The organism is Actinoplanes sp. NPDC051475 (assembly GCF_040689425.1).
In the GTDB taxonomy this organism is placed as follows: Bacteria; Actinomycetota; Actinomycetes; order Mycobacteriales; family Micromonosporaceae; genus Actinoplanes.
Window position 1 is genome coordinate 461,366 of the sequence record NZ_JBFAZZ010000004.1, and the last position, 14,731, is coordinate 476,096.

The following is a 14,731-nucleotide window of genomic DNA, read 5'->3' on the forward strand; positions in this document are numbered from 1 at the left end:
GATCAGTCCTCCCCGCGCTGGACGAGCTTGGACCAGACCGTGACGACGGGCTCGCCGGCATCGGTGGTGACGTCGGTCCGGGTCATCATGAAGTCGTGGCCGCTCCGGGACGTGATGTCCTCGACGGTGTTGACGCAGACCAGCGTGTCTCCGGCGACGACCGGCCGGGAGTACGCGAACTTCTGGTCGCCGTGCACGACGCGGCTGTAGTCCAGGCCCAGCCCGGGATCCTCGAGGATCTGCCGGCTGGCGGCCATGGTGATCACCACCGGGAAGGTGGGCGGCGCGACGACATCGGGGTAGCCGGCGGCACGGGCGGCCGCGGGATCGTGATACTCCGCGTCGGTGGCGCCGATGGCGATGGCGAACTCACGGATCTTCTCGCGGCCCACCACGTAGGGCTCGGTGGCCGGCCAGCTGCGGCCTACGAAGGACTGGTCCAGGGGCATGAGGGGAAACTACCCTGCCGTCGTTCGCCGCGCCTGAACGCAGAAGCGGCGGCCACCCCAGGGTCGGGGCGCCGCCGCAACTGGAAGGCTCAGCTCAGCGAGTTTCGCGGTGCAGGGTGTGCTTGCCGTCCCGGGGGCAGAACTTCTTCAGCTCGATGCGGTCCGGGTCGTTGCGGCGGTTCTTACGGGTGATGTAGTTCCGCTCCTTGCACTCCGTACACGCCAAGGTGATCTTGGGACGGACGTCGGTCGCCTTGGCCACGGCGGGGTGCCTTCCTGCTCACGGGGTTCACATACGGCATCTCAGCGTAGACGCTTGCCACGCGGACATGCAAAACGCCGGACGTTCGCCCGGGGGTCGTACGGCATCCGGGACGAATCCCGGACAGTAGCGGTGGCCGGACTTGAACCGGCGACACAGCGATTATGAGCCGCTTGCTCTGCCATCTGAGCTACACCGCCGCGCCAGGCTGAAATCCCGCGCCTGATGGCGGATCACTAACCCGGGTGGAGCCCCCTTACGGAATCGAACCGTAGACCTTCTCCTTACCATGGAGACGCTCTGCCGACTGAGCTAAGGGGGCGCGCGCGATCTCTCGCTTGCTGCGCAGGGAGAAGCTTACACGGCCCGGTAGCCGAGGTGAAATCGGTACCCCGGCGCGCCGTATGGGCAGTTCAGAAGCAATCAGCCAACGGCTCGCAGCCGCCGGACCTCTCCGGTGGGCGTCTCCTCGGGCTCCGTCTGGGCGCTGAGCCACATGTTCAGCCGCTCCACCGGCAACGGCCTGCTGAAGAGATACCCCTGGCCGATCTCACAGCCCAGATCGGCGAGCAGGTTGAGGGTCAGCTCGCTCTCCACGCCCTCGGCCACCACCGTGAGACCGAACTCACGGGACAGGCCGATGACCGCCCGGACGATCGCCAGGTCACCCGAGTCCGTCGCCATGCCCTCGACGAAGCTGTCGTCGATCTTCACCTCGTGTACCGGAAGCTGACGGAGATAGGACAGCGACGAGGCACCCGTACCGAAATCGTCGACCGACAGCCGCACGCCCAGGTCTCGCAGGCGATAGAGGGTGGGCAGCGCGCGCTCGATCTCCCCGAGCATGCCGGGCTCGGAGATCTCGAAGGTGACCTGGCCGGCCGGGACGCGGTATTGCTTCAACAGCTCGTGCACCTGGTCCGGGAACCGGGGATCCAGCAGGGTGCGCGCCGACAGGTTGACCGCGATGGACAGGGGACGGCCCGCGTCCGCCCATTCGCGGCAGTGCCGCAGGCCGGCGGTGAGGACCACCTCGGTGAGGCGGTTCAGCTGGCCGGTGTGCTCCGCCACCGCGACGAAGTCCTCCGGGGACACCTCGCCGTGCGCCGGGTGCTGCCAGCGGGCGAGGCACTCGACGCCGATCAGGTGCCGGTCCTGGATGGAGACCTTGGGCTGGTAGTGCACCTCCAGCGCCCCGTCGTCCAGGGCGCGCCGCAGGTCCGCCGCGAGGCCGAGGCGGCGGACCGCACGGGACTCCAGCGCGGGGTGGAAGAGCTGCACGCCGTACGGGAGCGCCTTGGCCGCGTTGGCGGCAAGCTCGGCCCGGCGCAGCAGGGCATCCGGGTCGTCGCCGTGATCGGGGTGCAGCGCCACGCCGGCGGCCGTGTCGACGTCGAGGGTGAGCGACCCGACGACCATCGGGCCGCGAAGCTGCTCCCGCATCTCGGTCGCCAGCCGTACGGTCTCCTCGGCGTTGTCCGTCCGCAGCGTGACCACGAACTCGTCGCCACCGATCCGGCCGACCAGGGCGCCCGGGCCGGCGATGCTGCGGAGCCGCTGGGCGACCTCGGCGAGCAGCTTGTCGCCGGCGGCATGCCCCATGGACTCGTTGACGTCGCGCAGGCCGTCGACGTCGAAGAGCATGACCGCGACCACCTCGCCGGCCCGCACCTTGACGGACTCGGCGAGGGCGTCGATCACCCGCCGGCGGTTGGGCAGCGAGGTCAGGCGATCGTGGTACGCGTCGTAACGCAGCCGCTCGACGAGCCGCGCGTTCTCCACGGCGACCGCCGCGTGCGCCGCGATCGTCTCGAGCACCTGCACGTCGGCGTCGCGGAACGTGACGGCATCCCCGAGCCGGTTGCTGACCTCGAGGCTGCCCACAGTGGTCTGACCCGATCGCAACGGCACCGCGATGACGTCCTTGACCCCGTTGTCCCGCAGGTACGGCCGCAGGTGAACGGTCTCCCCGAACCGGCCGCCGACCGGAACGGTGTGGCCGCTGCTGATCGCCTGCTCGCGTACGGGAGAAGGGGTGGGCGAGATGTCCAGCAGTCCCTTGCCGTCCACCCGGGCGGTGAGGAGCACCTCCGGGTGGCGGCCCTGTGCCGGGAGCCAGAGGGTCGCGTACTCGGCGCGCATGAGGGTCCGGACCCGGCTGAGCAGGACGTCCGGGAGGCTGCCGTCGGTGCCCTGCTCCCGCATCGCCTGGGTGAGCTCGTAGACCTCGGTCAGGGTGCGGTGCTGGCGGAAGAACTCGGAGAAGGAGCGCAGCACGAACGTCATGGCCAGCAGGAGCAGGCCCAGCGGGATGGCGGCCCACCACGTGGCGTCGAGCGCGACAAGGAAGACCAGCCCGACGACGATGTTGATGGCCGCGGTGACGAGCGTCTGCGAACCGGCGCGCATCGCGTCCTGCCCGGCGCGGCGGTCCTGCACCACGGTGATGACGCCGGCGTACGACAACCAGCTCACGATGGTCGCGGTGGCGACCGCTGCGGCGAGGATGCCCCAGGTGCCCGGGCCGGCGCCGCGGATCTCCGGCATGCAGGAGACGACCACCAGGGCGGCGGCCGTACGGGCCGCGGACTTGGCGACGTTGTACGCCGTCTTGGTGGTATCCGTCCGGGACCGGAGCTGAGTCACCAGGCTCGCGATCGTCGGAGCCAGGATCACCGGCACCGGAGGCAGGAAGTAAATGGCGAGTATGAGCGGAATCTCGTTCAGCACGACGAGCAAGGCCTGGCGTCGGACGACGACACTCAGCACGCTGACGTGCGCGACGATGAAGGCCGCCAGCACGAGCAGGGAACCGGCCCAGTGGTGCCACCACGTGGGCACAGCAAGCCAGTAATAGGTGAGGCAGGCGAGCGCGAAAAGCGCGAGGGGCGTGGTGATCAGCCAGGCGTACTGCGAAGAACGCCCACGCGACGGTGATCGCCCGGCCATAGCGCGCTCCTCGTCGTCGGACCGTTACAGCGCTGCCGTTCCGTAAGGGCCGGCCGGTTCAGTCCCAGTCGATGTCGCCGAGAAACAGCTGGACGGCTGCCGGCGTCGAACCCCCGGACGCATGCTCGGCGGACACTGAAGCGGCGCTGCCGCCGGTCAGAACCGCGAGCACGAAAACCAAGCCAACGAAGCGGCCCAGCTTCCTTGCGGACATGTTTGCTCCTCGTAGGAAGACGCTCCGGGTGGGGGGTTCCATGATGGTGCCACACGCTGAGTACGTCGGACAGCGTCCGCGGCCGGGTCGAACCCGCACATCCCGAAATCTTGGCTGAACGGCTGAGGCGCGACCGCAATTACGGACCGCAAAATTGGTGGCTTTGTGCCTGAAATAAAGGGAGATGTGAGCGCAATTCGCATTGCGTCGTCAAGCACTCTTGACGTCAAGTTTTCCTGACGCCAGACTACGGGTATGACCACTCCCGATGACCTTGAGCAACGACACACGCTCTCCACCGCAACAACGCGTTACGACGAGCTGAGGATGCGGGACGCCCTGGCCACGATGGCCGGCGACGGCGAGTCCGAGCCGCTGAGCCCCGAGGAAGGCCTGGAGCTCCTCGCCCTCAGCGAGGTGGTGATCCGCAAGGCGGGCTACGGGCGCCAGGCGATGGTCCGCTCCGCCCGGGCAGCCGGCGCCTCCTGGACGCAGATCGGCGCCGCCCTGGGCACGAGCAAGCAGGCGGCATGGGAGGCCCACAATCGTTGGATCGCGGACCAGGCCCGCCAGCACGAGCTCACCGGATATCAAGGCCTCGGACCGGACGAGGCCGACGCCGCCCGCGGACTGGCCGGCCGCCCCGACTAGTCGCCGGTGGCCGCGAGCCGGTCGGTAGCGCTGTATTGCGACCACGAGCCCGGATAGAGCCGGCCGGTCCCCAGCCCGGCATGCTCCATCGCCAGCAGGTTGTGGCAGGCCGTGACGCCCGAGCCGCAATAGGAGACGACGTCGCCGCCTTCCTCGACGCCGACGGCCGCGAACCGCTCACGCAGCTGCGACACAGGAAGAAGACGACCCGTGTCGTCGAGATTCTCCCGGCACGGCAGATTGCGCGCCCCCGGAATGTGCCCCGCCCGCGGATCCACCGGCTCGGCCTCGCCGCGAAACCGCGGCCGATCGCGGGCGTCCAGCACCACCGCACCACCGTCGGCGGCCGCATCGATGTCAGCCAGCCGATCCCCCGGCCAGGGCCGGGGAGTGAAGACCGCGGGGGTCCGGCTGGACGGTCCGGTCACCATATTTCCCTGGTACGCGGTGAGCCCGCCGTCCAGCAACGCGGCGTCGTGACCCGTGGCGCGCAGCAACCAGACCAGTCGCGCCGCGACGACTCCGCCCGTGTCGTCGTACCCGATCACCGTGTCCTCGTCGCCGATGCCCGCCGCGGCCATGCCCTCCGCGAAGACCTCCGGATCGGGAAGCGGATGCCGGCCCTCGGCCGGCGAGGCCGGACGAGCAAGCCAGCGGTCCAGGTCGACGAAGACGGCGCCGGGCAGATGACCTTTCTCGTACGCCTCCCGCCCCGACCGCCCGTCGAGATACCAGCGCACATCGGCCAGCACGACCCGGCCCTCCCGCTCCCGCACCCACTGAAGGTCCACGACCGGATCGATCACCACGGCTCCCCGGAACTAGGCGTCCTCGCGCGGCCGCCCCCGTCGCGGCCGATACCTGATCAAGGCGACCGCCACCAGCACGATGGCGACCGCAGTCGTGACGGTCGAAGCGGTCCCGGCCATCAGCGCCTGTCCCACCACCATCAGCAACAGCGCCGCCCCGAACAACAGGTGATACAGGGCGGCGGCGCGTACCCCCGGAAAGTTGCGCAAGGTGCTCGCCGGAGCCCGACCGGAAACCAGCATCTTCACCCCGAAGAGCGCGAGGGCCAGCCCGATCGCACCGCCGATGGCAAGCGTCGCCGCACCAAGGTCCATGAACCTCAGTCTGGACCGCGGCGCCCCGCCTTACCGGTAGTTCGTGAACTGCAGGGCGACCCCGAAGTCCTCCTGCTTGAGCAGGGCGATGACGGCCTGCAGGTCGTCCCGCTTCTTGCCGGTGACCCGCAGCTGGTCCCCCTGGATCTGCGCCTGGACACCCTTCGGAGCGGCATCCCGGATCTTCTTGCTGATCGCCTTGGCCTTGTCGGCCTCGATGCCCTCGATGACCTTGCAGTCGATCTTGTACGTCTTCCCGGACTGCCGAGGATCGCCGGCCTCCAGAGACTTCAAGGAGATGTTCCGCTTGACCAGCTTCTCCTTGTAGACATCGAGTGCGGCGACGGCCCGCTCCTCGGTCTCCGAGGTGATGGTGACCCCGTTCTCCCCCGACTTCGCGATGACGGTCCCGGTCCCCCGGAAGTCGAACCGGGTACCGAGCTCCTTCTCCGCCTGATGGAAGGCGTTGTCCACCTCCTGAGCGTCGACCTTGCTCACGATGTCGAACGACGGGCTGGCTGCCATGATCAGACTCCTGCTGGTGGGCCGCGTATCGATGTCGACGAAGAGCCCCGCGGGCCCCCGACATGCCGACCGTACCCGGTTGCAGAACCGGCCGCGGCTACGGCTATCCTGTTCTCCGCTGCCAAGGAACACTGAGGCGGCGATGCCCAGGCGGGTTGCCCGAGCGGCCAATGGGAGCGGACTGTAAATCCGTCGCGAAAGCTACAGAGGTTCGAATCCTCTACCCGCCACAGGCTCTGATATCGGCCCCGTGAGCTGCGGAAACGCGCTCCGGGGCCGTTCTCGTTCAGTCCAGCTTCGTCCAGCCGAATCCGGCTCGTCGCGAGTTGTTGTGGGCGGATCGGCGGCAGGTCGATCATGCCTGTCCCTCCCCCGATGCCCCTTGCCCCGTGCCATCCCGTCCGCCGTCGACCCACACCGTGGAGCAGGACTGGCCCAGGGCGCCAAGGTGGAGCGCCCTACCGGACATACGACCTTGGGGCTCACCGACTGGCCCACGACCCCGCTCCGACACCACGGTCGTTGAGCTGGCATGGTCAATTTCTTTGGACGCGATACAAAGCCGCGCTCGATCACGCTGCGCCTGCGCTTGTGGGAGTGGCTACTGATCATCTTGGTGGCCATTAACACCGCCTGGGCCGGAGCACCATGGGCTGCCGTTCCGGCCGCCATCCTTACCGGCCTGGTCTTCGGGGTCTGGCGGTGCGTGCAGCTCCTCGGCTACCAGCTGGAGCGGCAGCAGGCTGACCACGCGGAGGATGAATACGAAGTCGTCCCAAACTGATCCACGGCGGAGAACGTCGCGACCTCACGTCTGCCAGGATTGCGTCTTCCTCAAGGCGCCCGCCAGGGCATGGCCGAGCGCGGCCGGCCGCGCCGCGCTCGCGCGGCGCCTTGGTTCAGGAAGATCAATTCGGCAGTGGATCGCAGCGCCAGTTTGTCCTTGGTCGACTGAAGTGCGATACGCGTTCGTTTGGCACCGTGCGCCCGACGTCTAGCTGTGCAACTGCGACTGCGACGGCGGCGGCGGCGGCGCACTCGGATGATCCGCCTTCGTTGTGCCTACCGCGAGAGCCAATCGTCGTGAGCGTTCTTCGGGCCGCAGCCGTGGGTGCATTTCCTCGCCGCCCGGGACATCGTCTGCGAGCTCATTGAGTTTTGGCGATGGGTTGATGTCTGAGCTTGTCTTGGCGTGATAGGCATGGTCGTTCGGTTCCTATTGCTCCATACATGATCAATTTGGTTGGAGTTCGCGTGGGCGAGGCTGGCGGACCAAGGCGGGCTCGGGTACTTATCTCGTACGCGAATGACAATTCTGATCATGCGGAGTCCGTTCGGCAGTTGTGGTTGTTGCTGCGGTCGCTGGGCGTTGACGCCAAACTGGATGTCTCGGCGACCGCCCAGCGGCAGTTTTGGCCGGAATGGATGAACGAGCAGGTCCGCAAGGCTGACTTCGTGCTGGTAGTGGCGTCGCCAGCGTATCGGGAGCGTGCTGAGAACCGGGGCGACCGATCGGTTGGCAAGGGTGTGCGGTGGGAGGCCCAGCGTTTGCTGGAGCGGTGGTATGCCGATCAGGAAACGGGTGTTCGGTCGATCCTTCCCGTGATTCTGCCGGGCGGTGACACCGACGGGTTACCGGATTGGCTGTCGCCGGCCGGCGGCACGTCGTACCGGATACCGGAGCTCACCAAGTCGGGCGTCGAGGCATTGTTGCGGGTGCTGACAGCCCAGCCCCTGGACGTCGAGCCCCCGTTGGGGCAGGCCCCCGTGTTGCCGCCGCGGTCGGTGCCAGCCGCTCCGGGCACGGCCACAGCCTCGGCAGGTTTGGCAACGGAGTTGCTGATCGAGGCCCGTTTGGACGGTCGGCGGCTCACGTGTGAGGTGAGCTTGGCGGGGGCGCCGGTGTGCGTCCGAGAGGCGGTGCTTCCCTCCGAATTGGATCGGGTGTGGGAGTCGTTGACCGGTCCGGCGGCAGTGGCGCAGGAGAAGTTGGCGGCGGTGGGGCGCACCTTGGCGGGAGTGGTGTTCGACGAGGCAGGGCAGCGGCTGGTGGCGGATCTGGTGGGTGGGCTGCGTCCGCGGGATGAGGTCGAGGTGGTGTGGCGGGCGGACGGGGAGGCGCTCGGTATGCCGGTGGAGGTGCTACGCCTGACCACCACTGGCGGCGAGGAGCTAGGGCCGGTGGCGTTGATCGGCGGGGTCAGCGTGCGCCGGCAGGTCCGCGGCGCGGGTTCGGAGCGGGAGGCGGTACGCCTGGCGGGACCGTTGCGGGTGCTGGCTGCGGTGGCGGCGCCGGAAGAGACGCGTACGCGAAACGCGCCGCTGGATGTCGAGGCGGAGATGCAGGCGCTCCTGGACGCGGTGGGTGATCTCGCCGCCGGGGCAGGCGGTCAGGTGCGGATCTTGGAGGTGGCGTCGCTGTCACAGATTCGCGAGGCGCTGCAGGAATCGGACTTCCACGTGTTGCATCTGTCCGCGCACGGCTCGGCATCGGAGGTGGAACTGGAGGACGAGGACGGCGACCCGCAACCGGTCGGCTGCCGGGATCTGATGACCGCGATCCGGGACGCGCGGGTCGAGGTGCCGCTGATCGTGTTGTCCTCCTGTGCCGGCGCGGCCGGTGGTGGGGATGCCTTGGCGGCAGCGTTGGTGCGGGCGGGCGCGGACAGGGTGCTGGCGATGCAGGCGACTGTGACCGACAGCTATGCGACCCGGTTGCTTTCCCAGTTCTACCGAGAGTTGACAGTCGCGCCGGCCGGCAGTCAGGCCCCCGGGGCTGCGGGGGCTTTGGCCCGGGCCCGGCGCGTGGTCGAACGCGTTCACGAGGCGGGTGAGCAAACGCCACGGCCAGAGTACGCAGTGGCGACATTGCTGTGCGCCGGCGACGACGGGCCGTTGATCGACGTGGATCAGCCGCCGGTGGATCTGAGCGCGGTGGTGGTGCCGTCGGGTACGTCGGTGCGAGAGCTCGGCCTGGGCCGGCTGATCGGCCGGCGTTCCCAGCTGCGGGAGGCGACCAGGATACTGCGCCGCACCGAACCGGCCTGCGACGTGCACGGCGTGATCACGGGGGTGCAGTTGATCGGAGTCGGTGGCATCGGTAAGACCGCTCTGGCCGGTCGGCTGGTCACCCGGCTGCGCGGCGACGGGATGCTGCCGGTGGTGCACGAGGGTCGGTGGAACCCGTCGGGCCTTTTCGCCGGTCTGGCGGCAGTGTTGGCGACGGCTCGGCCGGGCGATTCGATGGCGGCGGTGCTGGCGTCGCCGGATGTGCCGGACACGGCGAAGACCGGGCTGGTTCGGCAGGTGCTGCAGGTGGCGCCGGTGGTGCTGGTCTTCGACGACTTCGAGCAGAACCTCTCCCCGGGAGGCGCGGCGTTCCTGGATCCGGCGTTCGACGAGGTGTTCACCGGGTGGTGCGAGGCCGCGGACACCGCGGTGATCCTGGTGACCTGCCGATATCCGCTACCCGGCGACGACCGATACCTGGTGCCGGTGCAGGTCGGCCCGCTGTCACCGGCAGAGTTGCGCCGGCTCCTGCTGCGCCTGCCCGCACTGCGCGGGCTGACCGGCGACGACCTCCGATTGCTGACTCGCACCATCGGCGGACATCCGCGGCTCATCGAGTACGTTGATGCGCTGCTGCGTGGACGCCCGGCACGGTTGCGGGATGTCCAGGTGAAGCTCCGGCAGCTGGCCGCCCGGGAGGGCATCGACCTGCGCCACCCGAGACCGGTCGGCGCCGCGATCGAGCACGCCCTCCTACTCGGCGGCGCGGACATCCTCCTCGACGAACTTCTCGGCCTGCTGTCCGGCCACGAACTCGAAGTCCTGCTGCAACTATCGGTCAGCCGAGCACCGATGACCCTTCGCGACCTCGCCTATGCCTTGACCGACCCAGTTTCCGATACTGCGGCGCCCCCTGCCGCTTTGCCCCTGACCGCTCTAGCGGCTGCGGTGGAACGTCTCGCCGATCTGACGCTGCTCGCTCCGGGTGATGAAATCCTGGTGCACCCTTGGACCGCCGAACTCCTCGAACGCCGCCCCGACCCGGATCTCGTCGGCCGCCATGAACGCGCTCTGCGGATGAGGCGGCGCCGCGTACAGCAGCGCCGCATCGGCTACGACGACCTGATCGACATCCCACGCCACCTAGCCGCCACTGGTCAGACCAACCAGATCCCCGGCCTAGCCCGTCAGATCATCGCCGTCCTGCCTGGGGTGCTCGCCGCCGCTGCCTATCTCGCCGAGATCCGCGCCCTGATCCCCCGGACCGACCCCGCCTGGTTTCTGGTGGCCAAAGAGGAGTACGAGGCCATTCGCACTGCAGGTGACCTCTCCAGCGCCCGCATTCTGTTGCACGACATGCGCCAGACCGTCGAGCAGCGACGTGCTACCAACCCGAATGATGGGAAGGCAACGGGAGACTTGTCGGTCCTGCTGGTCGATCTTGGAGACCTAGCCGTCGACGCCGGAGACCTGGTCGGCGGCCGCGCTTACTTCCAAGCTGCCCTGGACCTTGACTTGACCCCTGATAAACAGGATGACCCATGGTGGCAGAACCGACCGCCGGTCATCCTGAGCCGGCTCGGGGGCGTCGCCGTCGCGGCTGGTGACCTGAGCACCGCCCACAAGCACTACCAGGCAGGCCTAGAGATCCGGCTACGGCTGGCCGCCGCCGACCCGAGCAACACCACATGGCAACGCGACCTGTCGGTAAGCCGCAACAATCTCGGCGACCTCGCTGTCGCCGCCGGCGACCTGAGCACCGCCCACAAGCACCACCAGGCGGCCCTGGAGATCGTCCAGCGGCTGGCCGCCGCCGACCCGAGCAACACCACATGGCAGCGCGACCTGTCGATCAGCCGCAACAAACTCGGCGACCTCGCTGTCGCCGCCGGCGACCTGAGCACCGCCCACAAGCACCACCAGGCAGCCCTGGAGATCGTCCAGCGGCTGGCCGTCGCCGACCCGAGCAACACCGACTGGCAGCGCGACCTGTCGATCAGCCGCAACAATCTCGGCGACCTCGCTATCGCCGCCGGCGACGTGAGCACCGCCGGCGAGCACTACCAGGCAGCCCTGGAGATCGCCCAGCGGCTGGCCGCCGCCGATCCGAGCAACACCCCATGGCAGCGCGACCTGTCGTTCAGCCGCAACAATCTCGGCGACCTCGCTGTCGCGACTGGTGACCTGAGCACCGCCCGCGAGCACTACCAGGCAGGCCTGGAGATCCGGCTACGGCTGGCCGCCGCCGACCCGACCAACGCCGACTGGCAGCGCGACCTGTCGGTAAGCCGCGACAAACTCGGCGAACTCGCTCTCGCCGCCGGCGACCTGAGCACCGCCCGCAAGCACCACCAGGCAGCCCTGGAGATCGCCCAACGGCTGGCCGCCGCCGACCCGAGCAACACCACATGGCAGCGCGACCTGGCGATCAGCCGCAACAAACTCGGCGAACTCGCTCTCGCCGCCGGCGACCTGAGCACCGCCCACAAGCACCACCAGGCAGCCCTGGAGATCGCCCAACGGCTGGCCGCCGCCGACCCGAGCAACACCGACTGGCAGCGCGACCTGGCGATCAGCCGCATCAATCTCGGCGACCTCGCTGTCGCGGCCGGCGACCCGAGCACCGCTGGCGAGCACTACCAGGCAGGCCTGGAGATCGCCCAGCGGCTGGCCGCCGCCGATCCGAGCAACACCACGTGGCAGCGCGACCTGTCGATCAGCCGCAACAAACTCGGCGACCTCGCTGTCGCCGCCGGCGACCCGAGCACTGCCCACAAGCACTACCGGGCAGGCCTAGAGATCCGGCTACGGCTGGCCGCCGCCGACCCGAGCAACACCACATGGCAACGCGACCTGTCGATCAGCCACAACAAACTCGGCGACCTCGCCGTCGCCGCCGGCGACCCGAACACCGCCCACAAGCACCACCAGGCAGCCCTGGAGATCGCCCAACGGCTGGCCGCCGCCGACCCGAGCAACACCACACGGCAACGCGAGGTCACTCACCTGGCGGCGAAGACGCGCGGCGCCGAGGTTGGCGAGGACGAGCTGTGACTCTCCGGAATCAGACAATCCACATGGAAGGCACACCAGGTCAACGTCTGTTAAGTTCCGACACTCGGAGCTGCCTGTGAATCGGTCGCGAAAGCTACCGAGGTTCGAATCCTCTACCCGCCACCACAGGCACAAGAAGGCCCCTCACCAGCCGAACGGCAGGGAGGGGCCTTACTCATGTGTCCAGCCATGTCCAGCCGTCCGCGGAGAATCTCCGTGGCGTACCAGGCGGCCTCGCCACCAGCGCTCTTGCTCCCGGATCGCTTGTTCGATGCGACGCCGAGCGGCCTCTTCCTTCCCCCACGATGCACTTCGCGTTGACGCGCGGGAGGGCGACGCTGTGCCCCGCCCACTAAGCCACCTGGGTGGCCGACACCGCGGCGTTGAGCTACGTCGACACAGCAGCGCGTGTGCCGCAGGTCGTACGGCACCCGCGCGAGCGGTGAGCGAGTGAAAGGTACGGGTTCCAACGGCTGGGCGGATCAGGGGTCACTCCGCCAGCGCGCCATATCCTCCTCCAGCCGATCCGCCTGCTCGTGTTCACCCAGCTCGCGCAGATCCATGGCGAAGCCGCGGGCGGAGCCGAGGGTGTGGGGGTGGTCGTCGCCGAGGACGCGGCGGAGCCGCTCGAGGGTGTCCTCGTCGAGGCGGCGGGCCTGCTCCAGCTCACCCAGCTCGCGCAGGTCCGTGGCGAAGTTGCCGGCGGAGGCGAGGGTGATGGGGTGGTCGTCGCCGAGGACGCGGCGGCTCCGTTCGAGGGTGTCCTCGTCGAGGCGGCGGGCCTGCTCCAGCTCACCCAGCTCGCGCAGGTCCGTGGCGAAGTTGCCGGCGGAGGCGAGGGTGGTGGGGTGGTCGTCGCCGAGGACGCGGCGGCTCCGTTCGAGAGCGTCTTCGTCGAGGCGGCGGGCCTGCTCATAATCGCCCAGCTTGCGCAGATCCATGGCAAGGCAGACGGCGGAGACGAGGGTGGTGGGGTGGTCGTCGCCGAGGACGCGGCGGAGCCGCTCGAGGGTGTCCTCGTCGAGGCGGCGGGCCTGCTCCAGCTCACCCAGCTCGCGCAGGTCCACGGCGAGGTCACGGGCGGAGTTAAGGGTGTGGAGATGATCGTCGCCGAGGAGGCGGCGGTACCGGGTCAGGGTGTCTTCATCGAGGCGGTGGGCCTCCTCGTAGTGGCCCAGTTCACGGCGGGCGAAAGCGAGCAGACCGGCGGCGTTGAGGGTGGTGGGGTCGTCGGGGCCGTGCCGGCGGGTCCAGGCGGTGTGTAGCTGCTCGGCAAGCGGCAGGGCGGTGCGGGCGTCGCCGCGGGCAAGCAGGTGCCACCCGGCGTAGTAGGCCAGCCACCGCAGCCGGGTGTTGTCGGTGCCGGCCGGATCGCAGGCCAGGATGTGCGGCATCAGCAGGCTCCACTGCTGCCACAACGCGGGGTTGATGACGTCTTCGGGCTCCGCGACGATCAGCAGGCGTTCGACGGTGCTGCGGTGCACACCGGATCGGGGGTCGGTGTCGCGCAGGATGGCTTGGGTGAGCCGGTGCAACTGCAACCCGTCGGTGGTGGTGCGGGCCAGGCCGTAGCGGGTCAGCCGACCGGCGGTGCGTCCCAGCGCCAGGATACTGCCGGACGCGGCGGCCAGCTCCGCCGGCAGGCCGGCGGCGGCGGTGAACAGGTCGAGCGGGACGGGTTCCGGGGCCAGGTGCGCGCACAGAGCCAACAGCTGCCTGGCGGCGGGAGCATCGGCGGCGAGCCGGTCGGCGGCCACGGTGACGGCGGCGGCCAGCGGCACCGGATATCCCGCCGGTGGACTGTCGCTGTCGAGCAGCTCCGCCGCGTGCTGTTGCAAGGCGGAGAGGTAGGCCTCGACGCCCATGCCCGTCTCCGCCAGCAGGTCACCGGCCTGCGCGACGGCCAACGGCAGGTCACCCAACGCCCGCGCCAACCTGTCAGCGTCAGCCACGATCAGCTCGGGCAGGATCGCGCGCAGCAGCGCCACCGACTCGGGCCGGGCAAACACGTCCACGCTGATCGTCCGAGCCACGTCGGACCACACGGGATTACGGGAAGTCACCAAGACGTGAGCGCTCCCGCCGGACAGCCACGGACGTATGTCTTCACGCCGCTCGACGTTGTCGAACACCAACAGGGCTCGCAAGGCACACCGCAGATGGCTTCGGACCGCCACAACCGCGGCGGTGACATCGGTTTCGGCGGGTACCAGCCCGGCCGTGACGGCCAGAGCGGCGAGTTGCTCACCGATCAAGGCGGGATTCTCGCTGGCGATCCACCACACCAGCTCGTACTCACCGGCGAAACGGTGCGCGTACTCGACAGCCAGCTGGGTCTTGCCCACCCCGCCCATACCGTGCAACGCCTGCACCAACACCTGCCCGCCGCCCAGCAGCCTGTCCCGCAGCTCCACGATCATGCGGTCCCGACCCGTGAACGCCGCATTGCGGAGCGGCATATTGCACACCGGCGGCAGCGAACCGGGCCGGCGCG

At 68.9% G+C, this 14,731-nt stretch carries 11 protein-coding genes, 3 tRNA genes and 1 pseudogene; 5 read left to right on the forward strand and 10 right to left on the reverse strand.

Going from position 1 to position 14,731, the window contains the following annotated elements; translation table 11 throughout:
- Positions 1-2 precede the first annotated feature (2 nt).
- From AB0368_RS11705 to AB0368_RS11730, 6 genes are all read right to left on the reverse strand, one after another.
- On the reverse strand, positions 3-449 hold the full coding sequence (locus tag AB0368_RS11705; protein WP_366153749.1) for a MaoC family dehydratase N-terminal domain-containing protein: 447 nt from the start codon (positions 447-449) through the stop codon (positions 3-5).
- A gap of 94 nt (positions 450-543) precedes the next feature.
- Complete coding sequence (gene rpmG, locus AB0368_RS11710) at positions 544-711, reverse strand: 50S ribosomal protein L33 (RefSeq protein WP_067495822.1); 168 nt, start codon at positions 709-711, stop codon at positions 544-546.
- A gap of 127 nt (positions 712-838) precedes the next feature.
- Positions 839-911: transfer RNA gene (locus AB0368_RS11715), tRNA-Met, on the reverse strand.
- 46 nt (positions 912-957) lie between these two features.
- Positions 958-1,033, reverse strand: a tRNA-Thr gene (locus AB0368_RS11720).
- A 101-nt stretch (positions 1,034-1,134) separates the two neighbouring features.
- Positions 1,135-3,660, reverse strand: coding sequence for a sensor domain-containing phosphodiesterase (locus AB0368_RS11725; protein WP_366153750.1), 2,526 nt, complete (start codon positions 3,658-3,660; stop codon positions 1,135-1,137).
- Positions 3,661-3,718: 58 nt separating this feature from the next.
- Entirely contained in the window at positions 3,719-3,874 is a 156-nt protein-coding gene (locus tag AB0368_RS11730) for a hypothetical protein (protein WP_366153751.1), read from the reverse strand.
- Positions 3,875-4,129: 255 nt separating this feature from the next.
- Here AB0368_RS11730 and AB0368_RS11735 point away from each other — a divergent pair, with 255 nt between their 5' ends.
- Positions 4,130-4,525 (forward strand): hypothetical protein, encoded by a 396-nt coding sequence (locus AB0368_RS11735; RefSeq protein ID WP_366153752.1) that lies wholly within the window; start codon positions 4,130-4,132, stop codon positions 4,523-4,525.
- Here the strand turns inward: AB0368_RS11735 and AB0368_RS11740 are convergent.
- The 3 genes from AB0368_RS11740 to AB0368_RS11750 are packed head-to-tail and all read right to left on the reverse strand — an operon-like array spanning position 4,522 to position 6,174.
- Positions 4,522-5,331 carry a sulfurtransferase gene (locus AB0368_RS11740; protein WP_366153753.1) on the reverse strand — a complete coding sequence of 270 codons (810 nt, stop codon included), beginning with the start codon at positions 5,329-5,331 and terminating at the stop codon, positions 4,522-4,524. The genes AB0368_RS11735 and AB0368_RS11740 overlap by 4 nt on opposite strands.
- 15 nt (positions 5,332-5,346) lie before the next feature.
- Positions 5,347-5,649 carry a hypothetical protein gene (locus AB0368_RS11745; RefSeq protein WP_366153754.1) on the reverse strand — a complete coding sequence of 101 codons (303 nt, stop codon included), beginning with the start codon at positions 5,647-5,649 and terminating at the stop codon, positions 5,347-5,349.
- 30 nt (positions 5,650-5,679) lie between these two features.
- Positions 5,680-6,174: a YajQ family cyclic di-GMP-binding protein gene (locus tag AB0368_RS11750; RefSeq protein WP_366153755.1), complete on the reverse strand. Its 495-nt coding sequence runs from the start codon at positions 6,172-6,174 to the stop codon at positions 5,680-5,682.
- 149 nt (positions 6,175-6,323) lie between these two features.
- On the opposite strand from AB0368_RS11750, the gene AB0368_RS11755 reads away from it, so the two are divergent.
- The 4 genes and pseudogenes from AB0368_RS11755 (at position 6,324) to AB0368_RS11770 (ending at position 12,237) form a co-directional block, all read left to right on the forward strand.
- A tRNA-Tyr gene (locus AB0368_RS11755) sits at positions 6,324-6,404 on the forward strand.
- A 302-nt stretch (positions 6,405-6,706) separates the two neighbouring features.
- Positions 6,707-6,958, forward strand: coding sequence for a hypothetical protein (locus AB0368_RS11760; RefSeq protein WP_366153756.1), 252 nt, complete (start codon positions 6,707-6,709; stop codon positions 6,956-6,958).
- Between the two features lie 446 nt (positions 6,959-7,404).
- Positions 7,405-7,845: pseudogene (locus AB0368_RS11765) on the forward strand (TIR domain-containing protein); the annotation flags it as partial.
- A gap of 327 nt (positions 7,846-8,172) precedes the next feature.
- Entirely contained in the window at positions 8,173-12,237 is a 4,065-nt protein-coding gene (locus AB0368_RS11770) for a CHAT domain-containing protein (RefSeq protein WP_366153803.1), read from the forward strand.
- Positions 12,238-12,719: 482 nt separating this feature from the next.
- Here AB0368_RS11770 and fxsT read toward each other — a convergent pair.
- A partial coding sequence (fxsT, locus tag AB0368_RS11775; protein WP_366153757.1) for an FxSxx-COOH system tetratricopeptide repeat protein occupies positions 12,720-14,731 on the reverse strand: 2,012 nt, incomplete at its 5' end.

What these genes read in the sequence shown, in the direction of transcription:
- AB0368_RS11750 (WP_366153755.1), bottom strand. Translation starts at nt 6,174, where the DNA reads ATGGCAGCCAGCCCGTCGTTCGACATCGTGAGCAAGGTCGACGCTCAG.
- AB0368_RS11745 (WP_366153754.1), bottom strand. Translation starts at nt 5,649, where the DNA reads ATGGACCTTGGTGCGGCGACGCTTGCCATCGGCGGTGCGATCGGGCTG.
- AB0368_RS11735 (WP_366153752.1), top strand. Translation starts at nt 4,130, where the DNA reads ATGACCACTCCCGATGACCTTGAGCAACGACACACGCTCTCCACCGCA.
- AB0368_RS11725 (WP_366153750.1), bottom strand. Translation starts at nt 3,660, where the DNA reads ATGGCCGGGCGATCACCGTCGCGTGGGCGTTCTTCGCAGTACGCCTGG.
- AB0368_RS11760 (WP_366153756.1), top strand. Translation starts at nt 6,707, where the DNA reads ATGGTCAATTTCTTTGGACGCGATACAAAGCCGCGCTCGATCACGCTG.
- AB0368_RS11730 (WP_366153751.1), bottom strand. Translation starts at nt 3,874, where the DNA reads ATGTCCGCAAGGAAGCTGGGCCGCTTCGTTGGCTTGGTTTTCGTGCTC.
- AB0368_RS11705 (WP_366153749.1), bottom strand. Translation starts at nt 449, where the DNA reads ATGCCCCTGGACCAGTCCTTCGTAGGCCGCAGCTGGCCGGCCACCGAG.